Here is a 25363-nt window from a genome sequence, read left to right as displayed (position 1 = left end):
ATCTTATGTTATTGTTAAACTTTCTCTACGTTTTATGAGTTCCTCCTTTATTTCATTTGCGCGTTGCTCAGATACAGAATAATTCCACATCACAGCTATAGCTACTAAAGTTCCAAATATTGGTACTCCTGAAAAAAACAATCTTAATCCTGTTATTGATTCTACTGTTTGGATAGCGTTTGGTGTTGAGTCAAAACCCACATAAGTCAATATTAAACCACTTAACCCACCTGCAATTGCAAATCCAAATTTTACCATCCACCAATAAATAGCTCCAAAAACACCTTCTCTACGTTTGCCTGTATTAAGTTCATCTAAATCAATCACATCTGCTGTCATTGACATCATTAAGGTAAACAAGCTTCCTATGCCAAAAGAGAAAAATGGTAAAGCAAAAATAAACATGTAGGGTTTACCTGGTACAAATAAGAACCATAGTAATATGTAACCAATTATTGAAATTCCTTGAGATATTAAAAACGCTCTTTTTTTCTCCATTTTTTTAGACATCCATGTAACAATAGGAATCACTGCGAATGTTGTAATAAGAGCACCTATGCTCCCAAACAAAGTAGGCCAAATACCAGCAGCCCCAGCATCTCCACTGAATAAGTGATAGACAACAATGAAGAAAGAAAACGCAGCTACTGTATTAAAAGCATTAAAAATGAAGAATGTGGCAATACAAAGTCTTCTAAATGGCAAAGATTTAAACGCCTCTTTGAATCCATCAAAAATCTCAACTAAACTTTTTCTTGCGTTACCCAAAGTTAAAGGCATATAATCTTCATTTACCGTAGATTTACTTTTAATAAATATAGCAGGTACAATCGCTAGGATAGCACAGCCAACACCTACCCAAATAGCAAGTGATCTTGTTGCGACATCTGCAGTTGAAAACCATTCTGGATCATACATAATCACCCAAAACCAAGGTGCAATAACCCAAGCCCATTGTCCGATCCACTGAGCAACAGCCATTATATTAGTTCGCTCATGAAAATCATCACTCATTTCATAACCCATGGCTACATATGGAACACTAAAAATAGTAAGGCCTAAATAGAATATAAAGGACCAGAACATAAAATAGTAGAAATTATATTCAATAGTGTTCTCGCGATAAAGTTGCCACATTATAACAAAAGAGATACCCATTATAATAGCCCCAAGAAATACATATTGCCTTCTTCTGCCCCATTTTGATTTTGTATTATCAGAAATGAAGCCCATTATTGGGTCAGTGAATGCATCAAAAATTCTAGGTAAAAAATAAATAAGGCTCCATTGCCATCCTTCAAAACCTAAATCTTTCACTAAGACTACCATAAATATTCCAAGTGCAGCAGGAAACATTTGATTGGCAAGCATACCAATACCAAAAGCTACTTTTTGACCAAATGGAACTTTATCTTTATATACAGTGTGCATTATAGTAATTCATACATTAAGTAATTTAATTTCTTAAAATTTATACTAAAAAACTCCTCTACAGTTTTTCCTGGTGTAAATTTTAATGCGATCTACTTCCTTCGCTCCTGTTGGTAATTCTTCTAATTTTAAACCAGGATAATCATCGGCTTCTTTCCATTTTTCAATAGTTGAACTAAAAAATGATGAAGCTACAGAATCAGCTTCATAAATAATCAGACCATAAGCTTCACCTTTATCTCCCCCAAAACGCGTAACAACTTGCCACTCACCATCTCTTTTATAAGATGTATTTGTATGATCAGATTGCGGGTAATATCTATCATCAGTTGGTCTTATTATTACCCAAATATCTTTATTGTGGGATTCTGGATAAACTCCCATTGTGAGAATACGACAATCCACGGAATCTTGATCAATAGGTGATATCACCTTAATAGTATTAACTGGCCCTTCTATTTTTAATTTGTTACCTGATGAGATTTGCTCGAGTTGGTTATGACTGTAACCAGATCCAGAGTAACTTGTATACATTACCATTAGAACGCCTAATATTCCTATAGGTACACCAACTTTTGTGCTCAATAACCGAGCCTCAGAATTTTTTCTTTTTATACTACTTAAAATTGCAATTATTATTAAAATAATTCCAATTAATAAGATTATTTCTTTTGTTGACATTTTGATTTAGTATTTATTAAGAGATAATATAAAATTGTATTTCAAATTTTTATTTCTTAATGATTATATATGTTTACAGGCACTATAAAACTTATAGCTTACCTCTTCTTTCTTCTAGTTCATTTTTGATGTCCTTAGCTCTTTCCTCAGATAGGCTATATTTCCACATGACCCATATAGCTAAAGCCGCTGTGACTACTGGAAAAACAATATCAGCAATTCTAAGATTCACTAAAGTTTCTTCAGATTGTGTTGCGAGACCACCATCAAATCCTATAATTTGTAGCACGAGACCTCCGAACACTAGAGCCAGACCTTGCCCTAATTTTACAACCCACCAATACAATGCACCAAAGGTTCCTTCTTTACGGGGCATGCCATTTACTAATTCATCTAAATCACAAACATCCGCAGTCATAGACATCATCAATGTAAATAAACTTCCTAAACCAAATGACATCAATGGTATTGGAATAAACATTAACCAAGGATTATCTGGTATAAATGTCCACCATTTTAAAATATATCCAACTATAGAAATTGCGGTTGCTATAATAAAAGCATTCTTTTTGCCCCATTTTGAGGCCATAGCAGACACAATAGGAATTACCACTATAGCAGATACTAAAGCACTTATTGAACTAAACCAAGCAGGCCAAAAACCCGTTGCGCCATAATCACCATTAAATAAATAAAATACTATGATAAAGAAACTAAATGAAGCTACGATTTGAAATCCATTAAAGACTAAAAATGTTGCACCACACAGCTTCATAAAAGGCTTATTTTTTACGGCTTCACCTATACTCGAAACTAAATCTTTTAAGTTACTGAATATGGTCTTAAGCGTCAATTTTTTTCTATCCTCCATATGTCCAGCATCTATACCTCGACAAAATATGGCAGGTAGAATTCCCAAAAGCAAACAGCCTAACCCAACATATAGAGCTAATGTTCTTATCCCAATTGCCTGACTTTCGAAAAGGTTTTCATTTGGTATCATTGGCCAAAACCACGGGACTATTACCCAGGCTATTAGACCAACGGTTTGTGAAAAGGCCATTAATTTGGTACGTTCATTATAATCTGAGGTCATCTCAAAACCTAATCCAACCAATGGTGTCGCAAACATGGTATTACCTATTAAAAAAACTAAAGACATTATCAAAAAATACCAAAAGTTGAACGTGGCAGTATTGTTTTCATCCATCTGCCAAAGCAAAACGAAAAATATGGCACTTAAAATGGCACCAACAAAAATGTAAGGTCTTCTTCTCCCATATTTTGAGCTCGTATTATCTGATATAAAACCCATTACAGGATCGGTAATGGCATCAAAAATTCGCGGTAATCCCCCTAATATTCCGGCCTGTAGAGGATCCATTCCAAAGACCGTTAATAAGAAAAACATAAAGACACCTAAGGCACCTGGTAATAAATTAAGAACTAAATGCCCTGCTCCGAAGGCTGCCTTTTGACCTAAAGGAACTTTATCAATTGCGGCTGTTTTTTGGTTTGACATAATTATTTGGTGTTAGTTAGTTCTTTATTAGGTATTACTATAGTTTGTATTGCTTGTCCTTTTATACCGATGTTTTTCGTTTTACCGTCTAGGTTTAGGGCATAATTCTTAGCTTTTTTTCCTTCATTAAAAATTACAACTGCGATGGAACCATCAGGATTTTTACAGGCTGTAACCATTAAATCATCATCTGTATTTTCTACACCTAACACCTCGGCTCCTGGTCTCATGTATTTGCTAAAGTGCGCCATTGTATAATATAGTGGAGTAAAGTATACCTCATCTGCATCAGGGTCTACAATGACTGGTGCTACGCACCAGTTTTCAAACCAATTAGGCCCACCTTGTCGGTCTAAAACCATATTCCAATCGACCCAACCGTCTACCCAATTATTTAAACATCCTATAATATCTCTTGCATATCTATTTACTGGAGAATACTTTGGATGTAAGTATTTTTCGTCTTCTGCCGCCCAATCCCAGCCCCAATCTGTGGCTTCTTTTTTCCAGTACCATGCATCATCTTTCCATTCTGGAACTTGAGAATCTATACAACCTTCAGTTTCTATTAAATATTTGTCTGGAGCTTTGTTGTGAGCATATTGTAAATCTTCTGCAAAAATTTTATAAGTACTTTCGTACCAATGAATAGCTGTACCATCATAATATTTAGAAGAAGCTTCAGTAGCATACATAACATCGACCCATTCTTTTAGACCAGCCCTGTTTTGATCATATCCCAGAATGATTTTATCACCATAACCATCGGCTTCTAATTTTGGTCCTAAATGATTTTGAACAAAATCTGTCATCTCTTCAGGTGAAAAATGCATACTCTCCCAATTATTACCATTACCATGAGGTTCGTTCTCTACAGTAAAACCCCAAAGTTCTATGCCTTGAGCTTTGTAGGCTTCTATATATTTTGAAAAAAATAATGCCCAAGTAGGGTAATGTTCTGATAATAGCTTACCACCAACCCATTCTTTATTATCCTTCATCCACGGTGGAGCTGTCCATGGTGAAGCAAACAGCTTAAATCCATCTTTTGAAATAAGGTTAGCCTCTTTTATCATTGGAATTAAATCATCCATATCTTCTTTAACCGAAAAATCCTTTAACTCTTTATCTTCTGTTGGAGTATATGAATATTGAGACAAGGAAAAATCGCAAGAATTCATGTGTGTTCTACACAATGAGTAATTAGCTCCATCTTCAGCAAAGTAAGCTTGCATAATGGTATCTCTGTTTTTTTTACTCAACTTATTAAGAAGATAAGCCGAAGATTCTGTAAAAGCACCACCAAAACCTGTTAAGGTTTGAAATTTTTTATCTGGGTTTATTTTAATGACTGTAGCAGAATCTACTTTAGTATATTCATTAATTTTAGTTAATTTATTACCACTTGCAGAAGTTTCAAAAACTTCTAATACCAGTTCGTTTTTTTCTTCTTTATTACAACTCATAGTCGTTATTAAAAGACAACAAATGCCAAATCTTAATAGTTTCATGTGTTCTGTTTTTATTGCTTTATAGGTCACGTATAATTCCCCATTAATCGTTTAAAGTCAGATTAACCTTTATGACATGGCTCATTTCATGATTTATCTATTTGCCATGATTTCTTCTTCTGATGGTGGCACTAAGACTTCTTTTAAAAGTGCTTCTTTATTACCATTATAGGTTTTTGTAATCGCATTACCATTTCTGGTTAAGCTTTCAAAAATTCCTTTATCTACCAAATCCCAAATAGGATATTTAGCCTTACCATCAATAGTAAACAACCCAAAGTGATTTTCTGATCCTTTCGCATTATGGGCATCCTTCCATTGCTCATTGAAGGCTTCAAAATAAAAACAGGAAATACCAGCTCTATTATTCCACTTTCGCATTTGCTCATGGTACAAGCCTTGTTTGTACTCATCAGTAGCACGAGATCCATTATCGCCATATTGACCATTAGAAATTGTTGCCCATCCTGTCTCACCAATATGTATAGGTTTGTTAACTCCAACACTTTTCATGTAATTGGTAACGCTATCGTATTGTTTTTGAGAAAACTTTATAGCACGCTCCATAGCCATTTCTATCTTTGTTGTATCTGGCATATCTACATGCGCTTCTGGCACTCCCCAAAATTCTGGGTTGTAATGTGTATTGTGATATGGGTAGGTATGCATAGAAATGTAATCTACAGCTTTGATGAGCTTATTTAAATCTTCAACATGATACTGCGTTTCTCCACCACCCCAAGATGCAAAATCATCTGAACTGGTAATCCACAAGTCTTTTGACAGCTTCCCTTCTGTCTTTAAATTTTGAAGATGATTAACCCATTTTAAAATAACACCAGGTTGAACGTAATATTCAGTAGCCCATTTTACCATGGCTTCGTTACCAACAGCTATAACCTTAACGATATCTGGATACTTGTTTGCTAATTTAACAGCTCTTTTTATCTCACCTGCATTATTTGGGCTTTCAGTATCATGGTCTGGTTCTTTACCTGTCCATGCGTTTAAACAATCAATCCAAGCTCCTAACATAACATACATCTCAAAGTTTGCATCCTCCTTTTTAAGTTCGGAAATTGCTTTTAATACATTTGAAGCATGTGGTAATTTAGGCTGAACGTTATATGTTCTTAATACTTTAATGCCCATAGCAGATAAGATTCTTAAATCTTCTTTAAGCTCTGATAGCGTAGGTTGACTGTCCCTCGATTTTTTGCGATACCCGCCATACGAAATGGCTAAATACTCTGGATTACCTAATATATCTTTTGCTGTCACTTCTTTCTTAATTTGGGTTGAAGACGGTTCGCCTTTTTTATTTTTACTACAAGACATCATGAACACTAGAGATAAAACAAAAACTACAATTACTCCTTTTTTCATGACACTTATACTATTTTAAATAATTTTCTTTAATATATACTCTAATAAGTTCTACCTCACCTGAACGGTTAAATACTTCTCGACTCATGGTTTTATTAAGACCTAAGCCCTCAAAAGTCTGTGCTGAACTACCTTTTAGTTTAGCTTCAGATTTGTGTGTTTCTGATAGGCTATAAATTACTGGGACCTGACAATATGTAAACACTAATTCTCCTTTATTAATTTTTAGTTGAGATGTATTCCCTTCAACATTAATATAATTGAATGTTCTGGTCTCGTCTAAAAATTCTTCTTTACGAAGCATGCATGGGTTAAACACTAATTTTCCTTCCTTCATAAATACACCCAATTCGCCAAAACGACTTAGAATGTCTTCTTTGACTTGCCCTGTCATGCCAGGTTGCTGAGCTCCTTTACCTGCTGGAGTATGAGAATATGGATCTGTTGGAAAGGCTCCGTATAGTTCTGGTGACTTATGTACACCTATACCTTCATTAATTTCATAGTAATGTTCTAATAACCTACCTATGACTTCATCTCTTTCGTTTTCTTCTATTGCTTTTTGGCAACATTCCATAACAGCTAATAGAAGTTTAGATACCATATGCCAGTATATAGAACCCAACCCTTCATAACCATAGAAAGTACCTGAACGACCTGTAAATGCTTTATGGTTAAAGACATCTTCAAAAATCTTAAGCACTTTAGATTCATCGTTAGAGGCTAGATTCTCATAATCTGTTCCTGATAAATTTTTCAGTGCTTCACTAAGATCATTAGCGTTTTTAAAGTTACCGTTAAAATGGTAGTCGTTGTTTACATCTTTTTCTATTATAAGCGTATTTCCATCTACAATTAAAGTTTTTAGTAATTCTGAACTCTCTACTGCGTTTACTGGTATAGTATTTCTATCCATAAACCCTTTTAGGTTTTTATATGGATATAAAACATAGCTGTACTGATCGTCTCTAAATAGTTTGCTTTGTTTAAGTCCATCTAGTACTGCTAAATTTTCTTTAGAACTTAAATATCCTGAACTTAGAACCGCTACCTGGCCTTCTAACATTTCATCTAAATAAGCAATTGAAACCGCATTACCATCCTCAATTGTCATTAAATTATAGGCATGATAAATTTTATCATGACGTTTGTTAGCCTCAATTGAATGTTCTAAATGTTTTAATGCTGAATGAGTAAATGCTTTAATAGCTTTAAATTGAAGTTTAGATTTATCTCCTGAAAATGAATTTTTATAAATATTCTCTCTAAAAACACTACCAGCATTACCTACAGCATCTAATATTTCTTTTCTACTCCTATCATCTATAGGTTTATTTAATAGACTCTCATTCTGTATAAAAGTAGATTTAACGGCGTTAAAAAAGTCAGCGACCTCAGAAGCGACCTCTACTGTATCTGTAGAATTGTTTTCAAATACACCTTCAAAGAACTTTAAGAATCGTCGTAAATAGTATAACGTAACCATTGAGATTCCATTACCAACTAATGCATTGTTGGCATCGTTCCACTCTGGGCGTTGTGTATTCATCCATATACCTCCTTCTGGGATAAAATTGGAAAGTTTAGCTAAAGTTGTTGCCAATATTTTTTCTATAAAATTGGCTCTAACCACATTACCATTTGCATATTGCAATAATGCTCCATCTGCACCTATTTTATCTCGTTTTGCTCTAATTTCTTCGTCAGAATCTTCATCAAACTCTATGGTATCTTTTGGATTTTTTAATAAATCCTGATAAGATTTAATTCTGTAGGGCACATTGGCATATACAAACAGCTCTTTATTAAACAGACTTTTTAATTTACCTGGTTTATAATCTTCTATAAACTCTAAAAACTTGAGTAGGTAAATAATTTGATGGTCGCCCCAATAGCCAATATAAGACCAAGGATCATCTGGTTCGCTAATTTCCCAGTCAAAGCCACCTTTAGTTACGCGATAAGGATTGTAACCATCAAAAGTTGTGGCATTTAAAAACTTATGAATCATACTCTCAATAAACTCTGGGTAAGAATAGGCTAATGCTTCCCAATTTTGAAAAATATCACGCCAGTTGCCTTCGTAGTCTAATATTTTAGAGCCATCTATTTCGCTTCTTGTATTAATGGAAAATTTGTTCCAAGGACGACTTGGATCACCATGACGGCGACTAAATTTTAAAGGCATATATTCTAAACAAAGACGTGAAAAATCTTTATCAGAGCTTTTGTCTGCCATTTGTTTTAGGTCACTTATAGTAAATTTTTCTGGTAAAGCCTCAATAATAGTTTCATTATGCTTTGCAACTTTTTCATTAGCATTAACCATATACTTATTAAAATCCCATTTTTCAATAGTATAACCATCATCAAAAATACCACCTCTCATAATATTGAAAAGTGTATTCGAAAAGTGTCTTGTATCTCTAAAACTATCTGATGTTAATTGTAATGCGTCTGAAGATGCATTTAACTTAATAAGTCGTTTTGTACCCAGCGCAATGCTTTTTTCAAGTTTATTTAATAATTGACTATCCTCATTTATTTGTTTAGAAATATGAACTATATCTGAAGTATCTTGATTTACATTAGCTGCGATAACCCAATCTTTATGCTCTTGAGGAGATAATTGAATTCTAGAATTAACAAAGTAAGCACCCTTTTCTGCTTTAATGTCTGTTTCTTGACTTACGTTTTCAAAATTCCTAAAGTTATCCAATTGTAATGATGACAAAAGGTATTTGGGATTATCTAAGCCTAGAGACCAAGCTATATTTGCTTTTAAAGCTTCGCTTGGCTCAGCCTTATCTACAATAATGGCACTTAATGCAAAAATCCCAATACCTGTTTGTTCAATTAATTCTGTACGTTTATATGCATCCACTAAATTGCTACTTGCATTTTGTAATGCACTACTAACACCATATGGCATAACATTTTGAATACCATCTAATACACTTATCTCAACAGGCAAATCCGAATTATTACTTAAGGTGGATTTTTTAATAAACCCATAAGCATTACTAGAGCACCATTCGTATTTAAACGTAAGCTCTAAATCCAGGTTTTCTTCTTCAAAAATGATGGAATTGCCATAAACACTTTTATAAAGATTATTTCTTGTATCGTAGTTATCCTGAAATCTTATTGAGAAAGGTTCCCAAATAAATTTCTCACCATTTTTTATGATTTGAAAAATAGATTTTGCACCTGTAATTTCTGAGGATTCTGTAATTTTATCATCAGAATAATAGGGGAATAACGCAAATTCTGAGTTTTTTCGCCCTGCAGTTAGCCCACCATTGCTCGATATAAACATCCAATGGTTAGAATCACTGACAATGCTCATAAAAAATGGGCGCATCTCATTGCTATTTGAAATCTTAAAATAAGCTTTATTATCAATTGAAACTTCTTCTAATTTCACTGTCTTATCTAATATTTGTGTGTTAGGCATTAGCTAGCTACTTAACATTTCAGTTTAACATATTGTAGTAAAACTGAAATCTTGAAAATTATTAGTGATTTTTATTAAAACTTGTTAGTCATTTATAGACTTAACAAAACCATATTTGATATGTTTTTACTGTTGAATTATATCATCAAAATAATAGATATCGCCGTCACAAGGTGCATTTCTTTCGAAGTAAATAATCATACTCTGAAACGTTCCAGAAGGCACATCAGTAAAGTCAAATGTTAGTTCTTGCCACTCTCCCAATTGTGTAATACTAGCCACTCTGTCTTGAGAAGGTTCTGTATTTGGAAATGGCATAAATTCTAATCGTAATGTAACATCTGTTAGTTGTGTTTCAGCAAGTACCTTCATTGTAAAGGTTTTTCCCGTTTCTGGCAGAGAAAAATCTATTGGCGTATCAAACCCAACACCTAATCCTGCAAAAGTGAAACATCCTGCTGTTTTTTCATAACGTTGCACACTACAACTAGAGTTAACCGCATCTATAACAGGATTTTCTACGATAAAACCTGCTGTATTACCAAATGCATCAAATGTTGTATCATCTGATACAGTAAAAAACGTCCAGTTAAGATTACCGTTAGCAGGGTCAATGTTTTCTGATGTTTCGCAATCTATTGTAAACGTTTCAGAAAATATGTCAGAATTTCCATTATCATCATATGCAGTTAAGGTTACATTATATGTTCCATTGTCAAAGGTGACTACAGGGTTTACAAGAGTGGATGTATCACCATTTCCAAAATTCCACATATAGCTCGTTGCATCATTTGAGATATTAGTAAAAGTTATAGTACTAGATTGAACTTCTGCTAAAAACCTTGCCTCTAAACCTAATAAGGAAACACCACTATCATTATCCTCACAAGATATGATTGAAGACGATAGAATAATAATAGAAAGTAATGCTATTTTATATTTTAATGATTTCATGCTTTTAGTTTTTTAATTAATTATAAACTCTAACATAGTCCACTAACATTGTTTGCGGAAATACAGTTTGAGCATTTGGCGGACCAGGTAAATCTCCACCTACAGCCATATTTATAATGATATAAAACGGACGATTAAATACCCAGTCTCCAGCATTAGAAAGTTCACTATCTTCAATAGATTCTTGAGCATCTTCGGCTATGGATTCTGGAGTTATAGATTGGTACAATTCGTCATCAACATAGTAGTTAATGCGGTTAGGACTCCATTCTATACCAAATACGTGGAAATCAGTATCAAAACGACCATCTTCAATCCCATATTCTTTTGAAACAGAATCACCACCATTATATCCTGGACCATGAACACTACCAAACACTACCGTCGGTGAATTGCCAAGGTATTCCATAATGTCTATTTCACCACAATTTGGCCAAGGGTTTTGATCACAATCGTTGCCTAATAACCAAAATGCTGGCCATATTCCTTTACCCCAAGGTAAACGAATGCGTGCTTCGAAACGGCCATATTTCTGTTCGAATAGGTTTTGCGTAGTAATTCTCGCCGAAGTATAACTTGACCCTTCAAATAATTCTTCGCGAGCTGTAAGTACTAGCATACCGTTTTCAACTTTTACATTTTCTGGTCGATCTGTGTAATATTGTAATTCATTATTTCCCCACCCTGGGATGCCTTGCGCAGTTCCATCGCCAATTTCGTAGTTCCACATGCCTGGGTTAGGTGCCCCATCTACATCAAACTCATCTTGCATTACTAAATTATCTAGTGTTGCTACTTCTTGGGTTTCATCAAGATCACAACTAGTGAAAATTAATCCAGAGATTAATATCAATGCCGTTATATTTTTTTTAATTATTACATTCATGATTTAAAATTTATTGATTGTAGAAATAAACATTATCAACTAAAACAGATCCGCCATTAGAGACTAAAACAACATACCCCATATTATTTAAATTAGGGTTTCCTGCTCCACCACCTCCTGTTGGTAGGGTAAACGCATTAAGCGGAATGTCAATACCGACCCAGTCACCTTCCATAAGTTGACTTGTTGCATTAAATCCACCTGCAGAACCATCTGTTCCTACTAATCCATTATCGGTATTATCAGGTCCAAAATCTATCAATTCTACGATAAGCGTTGAACCTGGGCTAGTTAACTGAACATCTAAGTGTACATGGGTCATACCAGACACATCTATAGTACCATCCCAACTCATGCCAACAAATTCAAGATTCTCATATACAATATGCCCATTACTATCAAATGTCTGCGTTTGAATATTAATATCTGCATTATTAAAAGCGCCAACATTTAAACCATTAACTCCTGTATAAGAATCACTGTATATAGAGATAACATTAGCGGCAGGTTCGGTTGGGTCAGGGGCATTTACAAATGCTCCTGCGGCATTAATTTGTAAAGAGCCTTCGGCTTGATTATTTGCTAACGTAGCTGTAATGGTAGCCGTACCATCCCCTAAAACAAAAACCTCACCTGACTCACTTACAGATGCCACAGAAGGGTTTGAACTTTCAAATGTAAAATAACTAAATGCAGGAGTAACCGTTGCATCAATACCTGTCGGCAAATTAGCAGTATAAGTTAGGGGAGTAACCTGAAAAGAAGAACCCGTAAACGTTTCTTCTACTAAATCTGCTCCATTATAAATGCGAGGTCGCGATTGACCTAGGGTTCCTAGTGCTTCATATCGTATTTCATCTATCCATAATGTCCACCCTATTTCATTGCCATTAGGACCATCTCCTAACACATCGAAAGGAGCAGCGATAAATGAAAACAAACCTCTTTCTTGGACAAGTTTAGACGCATCTGGAATAGGTATTATATATTTAGTCCAATTTGTATTTAGTTGAACATCTGATCTAACAACTGTAAATTTGTCTTCGTCAAAATCTGCACCAAAACCAACACTAGCTAAAGTGGCTGTTGTTGTAGCCTTAGCCCAAAATGTTAAAGCATCGTAACTTGTTAAATCACGGCCTGTTCCACGGTCTCTAAAAATACCACCTGCTAGAAATCCATTAGGGTTATCGGGAGAAGGAACGTCAATTCTTATAGAAGATGTTCCTTCGTAAGCCTCATCATCAACAACCTCAAAAGTATCTTCTGTATTATAACCCTCTGCTGGATCGAACGATTCAAAAAATTCATCTGTAAGTCCTACTGGATTATCAATAAACACATCTGCTGTACTTGGAAAAGTCGCATCAACAATATCATCAGTAAGATCTCTATCACAACCATAGGTAATTACAAGTAATAATCCTGCAATGATGGTGTTTCTTAATTTAAATAATTTAATGTTTTTCATCGTCTGCTTATTTTATTTGCCAATATTAATATGTACATAGGTTCTTATTTCCCATTCTGAACCATTAGGAAATCCAGCAGGACTTAATGTAAGTTCTGGAGGAAATGTATTAGGTGTGAAGGTGTTAGTTGGTGAATACCTTGGTGAAAATCTATCTAATGAACGCCACATACCTCTAATACCAACTGTTGTGCTAGGTAAAATGAACCAATCTGGCTTGCCCAGTGAAGTAGATAAATCTAGCATTAACTGTAAAGGGTAGGTTAAGTTAAAATCTCTATGATAATCGAAAGGTCCCCAATCGTTGACTTTTACATGACCTTCTAACTTTAACTTTTTATAAATAGCTCTGATATCTCCTCCAAATCGCTTAATAGTTCTATCACTATCTCCATTACCTTGTCCGTTGCCATAATAGAAATTACCAATTACGCCAAAATCCGAACCTAATTTAGATACCATTCTTGAGTGCACTTCCCATAAATCTTCAGCTGGTGCAGAATCAGGAAATGCAAAGAAAGTACGATTAGCTAAGAAACCAATGTGAGCATCTTGAGCTGTAGGCAAACTGCGATAAACAAAACCTAAATTCATTGCAAATTTCGCATCCTCAGCTCTATCATTATTCCATTCATAGAACCAAGTTCCTGGCTCAGGGTCATATGTAATTAAAATCTCTCCTGCTGTCATTTCCCGGTTACCTCCTCTTACTGCAAAGGGGTCATCTATAAAATTTCTTAATCTACCTGGCCCATTTACTCCACTAGGCATTGGATCAACTAATGGTTTCTGATACATAAAGTTTGGCGCTATTTGGAAATCGCCAGTAGCATAAGTAAATCCTGTAAGGAAATTAGACATATTACCACTACCACTATCCTTCAATCTCCATCCCGTAAAGGTTAATGTCTGATCAACTCCTCCATTAGCAACCAATCCCATTACCGAGCCTTGGGCATACCAATTAAACTTTCCTCCTTCATAAGTGACTTTTGCTTTACCACCCCAATTATCTTTACTTGTAATTTTATCTACCACTACAGTATTACCATCCATTGCCTGAAACGAACTTCCATTAAGAGGATTACCAGCCCAGATTCCACCTAAAGTAACACCTACCTTGCCAAACTCTCGTTCTACTGCAATTGTAGCTCTTTCCATTGGCCAAGCGGGAATCACACCACTTCGAACCTGATTTGCATCTAATACACGTCGGCCAGTATCATCAAAGGTTAATTCTGTTTGTAAATCTCTGTGATATATACCTGTAACGTCATAATGTCCAAACCTTCTATGATATTTTAATAATGCTGTTGGGTTGGCTCCCCACCATAGTTGAGGGCCAAAAGCAGCTTTTAATCCATCTAGTTTTCCTTTAGCATCAATTTCTAAACCTAAAATCTCACCATTGTAAATATCTAGGTTTGGACCATAGTTAGACTCTGGATAAAGACCAAAGAAATCCCCTTCATAACCCCAATGATAATGTCCTGTTCTATAAAACCCTCTTAAATCAAAATCTTTGGCATTCCATTCAAATTCTGCTTGATAAACCCTTAGCCTGTTAAAATCATTAATTTCTACATCTGTATTATTACCACCATCAACACCTGTTACTGTAATAGGTCTTCCTACACTTTCATAGAATATTTCATTAATAGGGTTTTCTGCTACATTACCTAATATGTTAAAATTAACCTTAGCCCTCATATTAGGAGCAGGATTACCTTCAACCCCTACAAAGTAAGATTGCATATGATCAAATCCTAGCTGGTTTGGAAATACATTCTCATTAGGATTTTCATTATCAGGTGTGGTTATTAATGATCCACCAGTATTAAAAGTAGTAAACCTAGCCTGTAAATTACTTATTCTAATTTTTTGATCACCCCCACCATCTAGTGCAGCTTTATCTCCTCGGGCTCTCAAAACAGCATCCATGAGTTGTATATTATTGAAATAATCATTTACAAACTCTAAGGTCATTCCTTCGGAATACGGATTTAGTTGATGCGCATCTTTTAAGGCATAATATGCTGCTCTAGGATATAATTCGTAAAGTCCTCTTGGATCTGTTGGACCTTTGGCACAAATCCCAAACCATTCTTCGTTCATATTATTATCACCAGGCTTTGCCATATCTCGGGAATAACCACCATTAGACCAAGATGCATTATTATCATGAACATCAGCATTCTTTCTATCGTCAAAACCAAATTTCCACCAACCATCGCTAAATTGAAATGTAAACCCTCCTATTGAGTTTCCTGTTTTTCCTAATCCTGCAGCATTTTCATAAATTTCTTTCCAATTTCCAACCATATAAAAAGCCTGAGAGTACTGATCTTCTTTGTTATCTTTTGCGCTAAATGCATCAGCACCAAACTCAGTAAACATTACAGGCTTATTTAGCTTGTCTTTTACAACTTGAAACATATCGCCAAACGATACACCTCTATAAGTATTAGTTCCATAAATATCTATATCAGGGCATTCCTCAGCTATTATATCTATAAATAAAACATCACCATTACATATTGCAACTGGGTGATTAGTATCTATAGCTTTCATAGCTTTAGTAACTTCATTCATAAGCCTATACATAGGTCTTCCTCGATTCTCTCCAACTGCTCTTTTTTGTTCTTCACCTTCAGGGAAATCTTCTGTTTCTGCTCCTTGCCAAAACAAACCATAATTATTCTCATTACCTAAAAGGTACATTAGAAGACCAGGAGTGTCTTTATATTCATTGACTAGATTTGTTAACTCACTCATTAAAAGGTCTTGAGTAACTTTATCGTCGTAAATTGTAACTGGTGTCCAAACACCATTTAATGTTAGACCATACCTGCCAAATGAATGATTTAGCATTGTATATATGCCATAATTTTCATAAATATACTGTATCCATTTTGCGGGTACTCCTGTATATTGACGTATCACATTAACGCCCATATTTTTTAAGAGTGCCATTTCTCTATCGAGGGCAGACTTAATAACCTCATCTGATTTTCTAAATAAGTTTGCATCTACAACGTCGTTGCCTATGGGTATATAGTCCCAGTTCATCCCATTGATCATAAAGTCCTCACCATTTACAACCAATTTCATCCCTTCACTGTCATTTTGAACTGATACCTTATCCACCTGTCCAAAAACAGGAATAGCAAGACATATTAATATTAACTTGAGAAAGTAATTTTTCATAATCTTGTTTTTAAGTTTAGTTATTTTGATTAATTACAACATTAGTGGATATAAACTTAGAATTAAAAATTATCAATTTCTCAAATTTATCCTATACAAAAAATATACAATGCAATGAAATGAGGTAATACTTGATAATAATTTAGTTATCCGCCTTTTAATTTGCGACTCTAACTTATTAATATTTAATTAAGAATTGCTAGGTTTTATGGCTAAAAAAGCAATTTGTATAGGTTATGTATAGTATTGATTTAAATTTGTATAGGTCTTAAAGCTCTAAAATGTAATTTGTGAGGCTTTGTTCGTGATCTAATCCCATCTTTTTACGCAAACGATAGCGTTTAACCTCTACACTTTTATGTGAAATATTAAGTAATGGGGCTATTTCCTTTGAGGATAAATTTAAGCGCAGGTAAGCACACAATCTTAGATCGTTGGGAGTAATAGAGGGATGTAGCGATTTAACTTTTTTCATAAAGTCTTTATCTACATTATTAAAAGCTTCCTCAAATAGTTTCCAATCGTTAGTGTCATTTAAATTTGAATTAATGAGCTTAATTACCTTTTTAAAATCATCTAATGATTTACCCCTAGACAATTCTTCTTTAATAGTATTGAGAAACTCATTACGTTTCACCAAATTCATTGTTGCAATACCTAATTCTCTATTTTTGTTTTCAATATCTAGTTGTAAGTTCTCATTCTTAAATTCCATTAACTGTCGTTGACTCTCCAACTGTTTCAACTCTAACTCTCTTTCCTTATTCTCAATAAGCTTTCGTTTTTGCTTTTTATAATAACGTATATTTAAATATTGCGTAACCAGTGCCAACAATAAAAACGATAATACATATAATGTAATAGCTAATGGCTTTAGGTACCATGGTTTGTCAATTGAAAATTTATAGGACAATTTGTTGTTAGTAATAACACCGCCTGTTATAGCTCTAGCTTCAAAATTATAATCCCCATAAGGTAGGTTTTCAAAAAACACTTCAGAGTCTTTTGACCATGCACTCCATTGGTCGTATATACCTAATAATCTATATTGATATTTTGATGATGACAGCTTATCATAATTTGTAACACTATACTTAAACTTAAGGCTGTTATTTTTGTTTGATAATTCTAAACCTTGCTTGCTAAAATCTATTGGATCCAACTCGTTATGGAGCGAGCTATAGGAGGCTTCATTTAAATAAATTTTATCCGAATTTTGTTGAAGCTTATTTAAATTAATAACAAAATATCCATCAGTAGTGCCAAACAAATAATTACCATCACTCAGATTAAGTAGATTCTCATACCCCGTCTTATTACTGCGCAATTCCCCTGGAATAGATATAATGTTCACATCGGGCTTATTTGATAGTTTACCTGTCTCAATGTAAACAATCTCGTTGTCATTAAATCCCCAAAGTCTATTCTCTTTTTTATCGTTAATAAGCTTACCCGACAGATATTTCTCTTTACTTAAAAACGCACTTAAAAGACTATCTTTTTCAAATCTCTCGTTATTTTCATCATAACGAAAAACACCTTCCTTATAACTATAAAAAACTGAATTATTAAACTTAACTATACTAGATTTTACGCCTTGTTTTATAGCTATTTTTTTAGATTCTAATACATTGGTATAAGTACTATCGACTTCGATTTTGTATACTCCTTTGTACTCATGACTTACCAGTATTTCACTAACTCCCGAAAACTCTATATACCTCGATGAAATATCAAACCCACTTATTTTATTTCTATATCGCCAATCCTTATTTGTGCTTTTTTCTAAAATGGTTAAACCTCTATAATTACCTTGGATTAAAAGATTTGGGTTATCGTCTATTTCTTTTATTTCCCAAGTTCCCTTTTCTTCTGAAATCTTCTGAGCATTATTATTATTAACTATGAAAGTTCCTTTATCATGCCCGCAAAACAATATACCTTGTAAAATTTTTAAGCACCATACTTGCCCTTCGGTACCAGTAATAAATTTAAAACCAGACTCAGAATCTAACGCTTTATAAAATAAACCTTGATTAGTTCCTAAATAGAGGTTTTTGTCTGTTTTTACAGAAGCATATACTGTGCCTAATCTACCTTGCTTATCCTTAAAAACTTTATAGGGTGAGTTTAAATTTATAACATTAACTCCATTATCTAAGCCTAGCCAAATGTTACCATCATTGTCTTCTTTAACAGACAATACTGTATTATTACTTAGACCATAAGATTTATTAACTTTTAATCTAATCTTTCCCTCCTTATCTAATTGAATAATACCATTGGATATAGTACCGAGAATAAAGCTTCCATCATTCAATTTTGTACTACTATATATACTTACATTAGATAATGCATTTTCGGTAGCATTCCATTTTTCTACCCTATCGTTTTTAAACTCGTAAAACCCATCCTCTTTAGTTAAAAATAGTAAGGTGTTTTGATTATCAAATACATTTATAATCTCAATATTATCAATACTAAGAGACGAGGTGACAAAAACTTCTTTTCCATTTTCTATTTTAAAAACACCTATCCCACTTTTTTGAAAATAAATAGTTTCATTGGTTTTATACATTTTATTGATCCTGGATTCGGATTCAATAATTCTAGTACTCTCATCAAATGCATTATAAATATATATTCTATCTAGAGATTGGAACAAAACAAATCCCTCAATATCTATGATTCCCCAAAATTCTTCATCTTCCTTAATTTTAAAAGCTTTGTTTTTAGTTAAAGATTTATAATGAAGGCCACCAAACTTGTTTTTTGTCCAAAACCCAAAATCCATATAACCGCCAGAATAAATTCTATCTCCAACTACATGTACTGATCTCAAAATATCATCATTAGGGGATTCGTATAATTGCCAGTAAGCACCATTATATTCTAAAAGTCCTTTATTATTAGCAACATAAATAAAATCATTTTCATTTTGAGATATTGCCCAATTTTGATCTTCGGCACTATAATCTTGAGGATTAAAAACCTGAATAGGTGGCACCTCTTGAGATTGAAGACTTAGTACTACTAAGCACACTAAAAAATAATGAATTCTTTTTATTAAGCTCATTAATTAACAAGTTTAAAAAACTATGCTCAAATATTTAATCAAAACACAGCCTAATACATTATGTTAAGGTACTAATATACATAAATAAGAGGATTAACAATGATTTGTACAGGTTATGTAACGTAGCACTACAATAACAAATAAGATAAATTTGACAGAAAAAACTTATTAATGAGCTTGAAATAATCTTTTACATTCATCTAAAGTTTATAACATAAAATTATGCTTATTATCTTAAAAATCAGCAGCTTTTGATTGTCATTTTTGCTCATAAAAACATTGTTAAACTTAAGTCTTAACAAATTTTCAAAAAATCGAACCTAAGTTAGTTCGCTTAAATTTTTTTAATTAAAACTGTTGACTCAATTTTAAAAATAGCCTTATTTACAATTATTTTCTAATTAAAAATCGAGAATTATGCGTTTGGGGTTAATCAAAATAATAAAGTATGTTTTACAATTTTGTTATTTTAGAGGTAATGATCTTTAACCAATATAAAATCCCTCTACGATTAGAAAAGCATATAGCTAACTTAATATATCATAAAGACTACTTTCCTGAACATAAGAAAGATAAGTACCTACCCGACGGCACTATTAACATCGTTTTTGAACTTACCAATAACCCTAAATTCATTTATGATAATGAAACTGGAAAAATAGCTCAGAAATGCACAGATGTTTGGTTTTCTGGTGTCTTAAAAGATTATATAACCATCAGTAGTCATCATGAAGAAATGATAGTACTAGTCTTTAAACCTGGAGCTGGGTTTCCGTTGATTCACTCCTCAGTTTCAAAATATACTAACCAGGTGGTGCCTGCAGAGCAAATTTTTGGCAAACACATCTTATTATTACTTAAAGAGCTTAAATTACCAACATCAGTCCAAGAGAAGTTTTTGGCAATCGAACAATGGCTAAATGAACAATTAAAGGCAGATGATTTTTATTTAGAAGTCATTCGTTATGCCATCAATAACATTGAAAGCTCGCCTACGCATATTAACCTAAATGAGCTTTCCAAAAAAATGGGTTATTCTCAAAAGCAGTTTATACAACTGTTTAAGAAATATGTTGGTCTAACACCCAAACAATTTCATCGTATTATTCGTTTTAATGAAATACTTTCAGTTGTAGAAAATAAGGAAAGAATTTCATGGACTACTATTGCCAATGATTGTGGCTATTTTGATCAAGCTCATTTTATAAAAGATTTTCAATCGTTTTCAGGCATTAATCCTAAAAAATATCTTTGTGATATTGAAGATTTTCCCAACTTTCTACCTATAAAGTAAATTTTTTACAATTTTAAAATTTCTTATTCCTGTTTCTTTGTGGTGTAATAGTCGTTAAAAATAAAATTTATGGAATCTATATACATTAATCACATAGCTGTAATCGTCTGTGCTGTTTTAAATTTAGTTGTTGGAGCGCTATGGTACAGCCCAGCTCTCTTTTACAAGGCTTGGAAAAAAGAAAACGGTCTCACAGATACTGATTTCGAAAATATTAATATGAGAAAACTCTATAGTATTAGCTTTATATTGGCGTTAATTATGTCTTATAATATGGCCTTTTTCTTGGGTGATGCTAGTACAGATTGGTTTTGGGGACTGTCTGCTGGTTTCTATACAGGTTTTGGCTTTTGCGCAATGATATTTACTGCTATAGCATTATTTGAAAAAAAATCCTGGAAATATATTTTTATAAACGGTGGATATATTATTATTTATTTTACACTCATAGGATTTGTATTAGGATTCTGGCGATAATACCTTTAAAAATGAAAAACATACTATATACAATTACTATTCTGTTTACAGCTTTAAGTTGCTATACACAACAGAAGATAGCATACAATGTATTACAAGATGCTGCCACACAAGACTATGAAATTTACATAATGGACATTGATGGTAACAATGCAAAGAATATCACCAATTCAAAATCGGTAGATTGGGTTTACGATAGCTTTGGTGAAAAAATTTATTTCCTTTCTGACCGAAATGAATGCTTTAGATGCCTATATCTTTACGAAATGGATATTGAAGGTCATAATGTTCGTAAAATAACCAACTTTAAATTGGCTGACAGTTGGTTAAGTAGTCGAAAAAATGGTACAGAATTTATAGTAAAACCTGCTGAAGCTGAGGATGCCTCTTTTTATATTATAAATTTAAATGGTGAGGTTATCGAAAAAGTAAACGTTGACTTGGCATACACTAATGACCCAGCATTTTCGCCAGAAGGAACACAAATTGTTTTTCGTGGTAGTGATAACGTTTCTCCAAGAGAATTAGGTTTTACTGATGCACTTTTTGTTATGGACTTAAAAACCAAGAAAATGAAAAAGATAACATCTCACGCTGATGAAGGTGCTGGCAAACAATGGACAGGATATCTTGCCGCTGCACCAAGATGGCGTGCTGATGGAAAAATTTCTTTTGCTTCAAAACAGAATAATAATTATAACATCTATCTTATTAATCAAGATGGTACTGGTTTAGAATCGATAACTCCATCCGAAAACAATCAGGTATTCCATCATTGGGATAGCAATGGAGAGCTTATATTTGAAGCTTCAATGAATAATCACAATGGTTACGAACTATACAAACGTACCAAAGACGGAAAAATTATTCAGCTAACTGATGATACTATAGAGCAATATGCACCAGTATTTGTAAAATCAAATTAACTCAACAATGAAAAACGCAGGGTATTCAAAAACTCCTTTAGCAAAAAAACTAGGTATAAAAGAGGGCTATGTTATTATGTTGGTCAATGAACCCGTACACTATATGAGTTTATTTGAAGAGTTTCCTAACGACACCATTCGCAAGAAAGAACTAGATTCAGAAAGCTTTGATTTCATCCACATCTTTGTTCAAAATCAAGCTGAGCTAGAACGCATAGTATCAATTGTTAAACCCGCTATGAAGAAGAACGGTATACTGTGGATTAGTTGGCCTAAAGGTGCTTCAAAAATACCAACTGAATTAAAGCGCGAACCCGTACGAGAGCATTTGCTAAAAACCAGATTAGTTGATATTAAAGTCTGTGCTATAGACAAGGACTAGTCTGGACTTAAATTTATGTACCGCAAAGAAAACCGTTAATTATCTACTAATAAATGCTATAACAATGCACTTCCTTAATTAGGATTTCTTTTGCAAAATATTAATCTTGTATGCTTTTATCTCTTATTTCTTTATACTTTGATGTTTTATTCCAGTTGGGCCACGCCGAAGAATTAGCCAATTCTAAACCTATTAAAAAATTCATTAAAGCATCTGCTGCTATATTTTGAGCATTGAATCCTTCATAATATTCATCAGTTACCTGATGGTAATGTTGCATGTAGTTTGCAATTTTTTGAGCCTCAGCCTCACCTCCCTCTACAGGATTCTGATTACCAATAGCCCATACTGCTGGAACTCCTTTTTTTACAAAAGGGTAGTGATCTGAACGCTGAAAAATCTTCATATAGGCAGGTGAGGTATCTTCTACTGCATTCCTATCCATTTTGGCAACTGCATTATCTACATATTTATCCATTTCAGAATATCCTTTGAGCACACTGGTAGCAGTTTTCATTTTGTTTGTCGCAAAATGACCATCTGCATTAATGACACATACCGCTTTTTTTAAAGGATATATAGGATTGTTTGCATAATATTCTGCTCCTAACAAACCCATTTCTTCAGCCGATGTAAAGAAAAACACAATAGACCTTTCGGGTTTCCTTCGCAATGCTTTGTATGTTCTGGCGACTTCTAAATGCATTGCAGTACCAGATGCATTATCTATAGCACCATTAAAAATAGAATCTTTTCCAAACGTGGATGGTCTGGTGCCAACATGATCCCAATGTGAAGTATATATAATATGTTCATCTGGCCGAGTACTTCCTTTAAGAATACCAAGGACATTTTTGGTTCTAACCACGTCTTCTGGTGTTGAAGAGTTGGTTAGTGACATTTTAGATGTAATATGCAATCCTTTAAAGTCTTTACCTAAAGCTTGCTCTACATAATTATCCTCAAAACCAGAGGAAGAAAGTAAATCTTTCATCACTGGAATAGAAATAATACCTGAACATAGGAGACCATCTGAAACCGTTTCAGATTGATTTTTTACATAAGCACTAGAATATCCACTATTAGAGGATTGCCCTATCTGATCCCAATTGATAAACTCGTGATGTATCATAAAAACTGCCTTAGCACCTCTTTCCATGGCTAGTTTCTTCTTAAGATTATAATCCCCATACTGCGAAACACTCATACCATTAAACATGTTTTCATCCTTAGTATAAAAGCCTGGATCGCTAAAAAGTACCAATACGACCTTATCTTTTACATCTACATGCTTATAATCGTCCCAATTATATTCTGGTGCAATAATACCAAATCCAACAAATACTATTTCGGCTTCATTTAAGGATATCTGATCATTAGCTTTAAAGCTGGTTTTAGAATAAAAATCTTTACTGCTTTCATATCTTGAGGTCTTGCCATTAGCTTTAGAAATAACCATCGCGCTAGGTTTATTGTACTTGAGTCGAGAAATTGTAAACTCTTGAAAGTAACTATCTCCATTAGCTGGCTCTATACCTATCGCTTCTAGCTTTTCTGCAAGATATTGTATGGTTTTCTGTTCACCAAGAGTCCCTGGTTTCCGCCCAAGAAATTCATCTGAAGCCAGAGTTTTTATATGAGATTTAATATTGTCTTCAGATATAGATGGTAAAGATTGCCCATTACAACTACAAAAGATATGCAAGAATAACATTAGGGCTAAAAATTTTAATAATTTCAAATTCATTTTTTTCTGAGTTAATGAACAACCAAAATTAGCCTATACAAATTCTATCTAATTGTAAAAATTAGACATAAATGCTATATTTTATTTATTTAATTTTCGTCTTTAATCATAAGAGTTGCCTTAATCATATTGTAATTTTTCCGATAATAAATATGCTTTGCGTCAGATGAAATCGTTGGTGAAAAATCTGGACCATCACTATTCAAATCTTTTAATAAATTAGGCGTAGACCATCCTTCATCTAGAGCATAAGAAATGTACAAATCACATGTTTTCTCCCATTGACCTGTATCAAAACCAGTAAAGATCAAATAATCGCCATCACTAGATATACAAGGATCGGAAGTATTTAAATGAAAATTGGGAAAACTAATCTTATTCCCCATTTTAGTATCCACTCCTGCAAAATGAGTTTCAAATAAATAATAATGACTCTTACCTCCCTCGATAACCTCTTTAGTATAGATAAGCTTACCATATTTTGAAATCGTTGGATAGGATTGCTCCTCATCTTTCTCATTTAGATAAAACATAAATTTTGGGGTATTCCATTGATCGTTTTCCTTTTCAGAAAACCAAATATTGGTCTTTGTTACATCTTTACCATTTATAGGTCTGTTGGAATTAAAAAAAAGAATTTTACCGTTTGGGGAAATTGTTGGCTCATAGTCTTTATAATGACCCGAAAAACTTAATAAAACAGGTGTTGTCCAATGGTTTTCTTCTTTTTGTGCTTTATAAATTGCCAGACGTGGTGTTTTTTCAGAGATTTTATGCCCTTGGAATAACAAAAATTCCTTGTGAGGTAATGAAAATAATAGGGTACTATCATGGTTAGAAAAACTAATTCCTTGCACTAATCTCTTGGCATTTTCCTCGTAAGGTTGAAATCTTTGCGCAATGATTTCCTGAAAAATAAAAAAGACTATTATAAAAGTCACCGAGCGTATCATAT

General features: G+C 33.6%; 17 protein-coding genes. 4 read left to right on the top strand and 13 right to left on the bottom strand.

Annotated features, from left to right (window positions below; all coding sequences use genetic code 11):
* Nucleotides 1-3 precede the first annotated feature (3 nt).
* The 11 genes from Q0912_RS00305 to Q0912_RS00255 all read right to left on the bottom strand — a co-directional run bounded on the left by Q0912_RS00305 (nt 4) and on the right by Q0912_RS00255 (nt 19582).
* On the bottom strand, nt 4-1431 hold the full coding sequence (locus Q0912_RS00305; protein WP_299110710.1) for an MFS transporter: 1428 nt from the start codon (nt 1429-1431) through the stop codon (nt 4-6).
* Nucleotides 1432-1476: 45 nt separating this feature from the next.
* Nucleotides 1477-2016, bottom strand: coding sequence for a hypothetical protein (locus Q0912_RS00300; protein ID WP_299110708.1), 540 nt, complete (start codon nt 2014-2016; stop codon nt 1477-1479).
* Nucleotides 2017-2203: 187 nt separating this feature from the next.
* Complete coding sequence (locus Q0912_RS00295; protein WP_299110706.1) at nt 2204-3634, bottom strand: MFS transporter; 1431 nt, start codon at nt 3632-3634, stop codon at nt 2204-2206.
* Nucleotides 3635-3636: 2 nt separating this feature from the next.
* Nucleotides 3637-5145, bottom strand: coding sequence for a glycoside hydrolase family 30 protein (locus Q0912_RS00290; RefSeq protein WP_299110705.1), 1509 nt, complete (start codon nt 5143-5145; stop codon nt 3637-3639).
* Between the two features lie 93 nt (nt 5146-5238).
* Entirely contained in the window at nt 5239-6531 is a 1293-nt protein-coding gene (locus tag Q0912_RS00285; RefSeq protein ID WP_299110703.1) for a glycosyl hydrolase family 17 protein, read from the bottom strand.
* A 10-nt stretch (nt 6532-6541) separates the two neighbouring features.
* Nucleotides 6542-9988, bottom strand: coding sequence for a hypothetical protein (locus Q0912_RS00280; RefSeq protein WP_299110701.1), 3447 nt, complete (start codon nt 9986-9988; stop codon nt 6542-6544).
* A 126-nt stretch (nt 9989-10114) separates the two neighbouring features.
* Nucleotides 10115-10942: a PKD domain-containing protein gene (locus Q0912_RS00275; protein ID WP_299110698.1), complete on the bottom strand. Its 828-nt coding sequence runs from the start codon at nt 10940-10942 to the stop codon at nt 10115-10117.
* A 16-nt stretch (nt 10943-10958) separates the two neighbouring features.
* Entirely contained in the window at nt 10959-11828 is an 870-nt protein-coding gene (locus Q0912_RS00270; protein WP_299110697.1) for a glycoside hydrolase family 16 protein, read from the bottom strand.
* A gap of 10 nt (nt 11829-11838) precedes the next feature.
* Nucleotides 11839-13299, bottom strand: coding sequence for an Ig-like domain-containing protein (locus Q0912_RS00265; RefSeq protein ID WP_299110695.1), 1461 nt, complete (start codon nt 13297-13299; stop codon nt 11839-11841).
* 12 nt (nt 13300-13311) lie between these two features.
* Nucleotides 13312-16506 carry a glycoside hydrolase family 2 TIM barrel-domain containing protein gene (locus tag Q0912_RS00260; RefSeq protein ID WP_299110693.1) on the bottom strand — a complete coding sequence of 1065 codons (3195 nt, stop codon included), beginning with the start codon at nt 16504-16506 and terminating at the stop codon, nt 13312-13314.
* A 268-nt stretch (nt 16507-16774) separates the two neighbouring features.
* A complete protein-coding gene (locus tag Q0912_RS00255) occupies nt 16775-19582 on the bottom strand; it encodes a triple tyrosine motif-containing protein (protein WP_299110690.1) in 2808 nt (935 codons plus the stop codon).
* A gap of 448 nt (nt 19583-20030) precedes the next feature.
* Here Q0912_RS00255 and Q0912_RS00250 point away from each other — a divergent pair, with 448 nt between their 5' ends.
* From Q0912_RS00250 to Q0912_RS00235, 4 genes are all read left to right on the top strand, one after another.
* Nucleotides 20031-20876: an AraC family transcriptional regulator gene (locus tag Q0912_RS00250; protein ID WP_299110687.1), complete on the top strand. Its 846-nt coding sequence runs from the start codon at nt 20031-20033 to the stop codon at nt 20874-20876.
* 69 nt (nt 20877-20945) lie between these two features.
* On the top strand, nt 20946-21353 hold the full coding sequence (locus tag Q0912_RS00245) for a DUF1761 domain-containing protein (protein WP_299110685.1): 408 nt from the start codon (nt 20946-20948) through the stop codon (nt 21351-21353).
* Nucleotides 21354-21364: 11 nt separating this feature from the next.
* Entirely contained in the window at nt 21365-22279 is a 915-nt protein-coding gene (locus tag Q0912_RS00240) for a hypothetical protein (protein WP_299110681.1), read from the top strand.
* 7 nt (nt 22280-22286) lie between these two features.
* Entirely contained in the window at nt 22287-22661 is a 375-nt protein-coding gene (locus Q0912_RS00235) for a DUF3052 domain-containing protein (protein ID WP_299110679.1), read from the top strand.
* Between the two features lie 100 nt (nt 22662-22761).
* Here the strand turns inward: Q0912_RS00235 and Q0912_RS00230 are convergent, their stop codons facing one another.
* Together Q0912_RS00230 and Q0912_RS00225 are read right to left on the bottom strand one after the other, a co-directional pair.
* The gene (locus Q0912_RS00230) at nt 22762-24408 is read right to left on the bottom strand and encodes a M20/M25/M40 family metallo-hydrolase (RefSeq protein WP_299110677.1); all 1647 of its coding nucleotides are present in this window, start codon (nt 24406-24408) and stop codon (nt 22762-22764) included.
* An 89-nt stretch (nt 24409-24497) separates the two neighbouring features.
* Nucleotides 24498-25361 carry a hypothetical protein gene (locus tag Q0912_RS00225; RefSeq protein WP_299110675.1) on the bottom strand — a complete coding sequence of 288 codons (864 nt, stop codon included), beginning with the start codon at nt 25359-25361 and terminating at the stop codon, nt 24498-24500.
* Nucleotides 25362-25363: the final 2 nt, after the last annotated feature.

Source organism: uncultured Winogradskyella sp. (assembly GCF_947498345.1).
GTDB lineage: Bacteria > Bacteroidota > Bacteroidia > Flavobacteriales > Flavobacteriaceae > Winogradskyella.
Note: the sequence above shows the minus strand (reverse complement) of the source record. Positions and strands in the feature narration are given on the sequence as shown.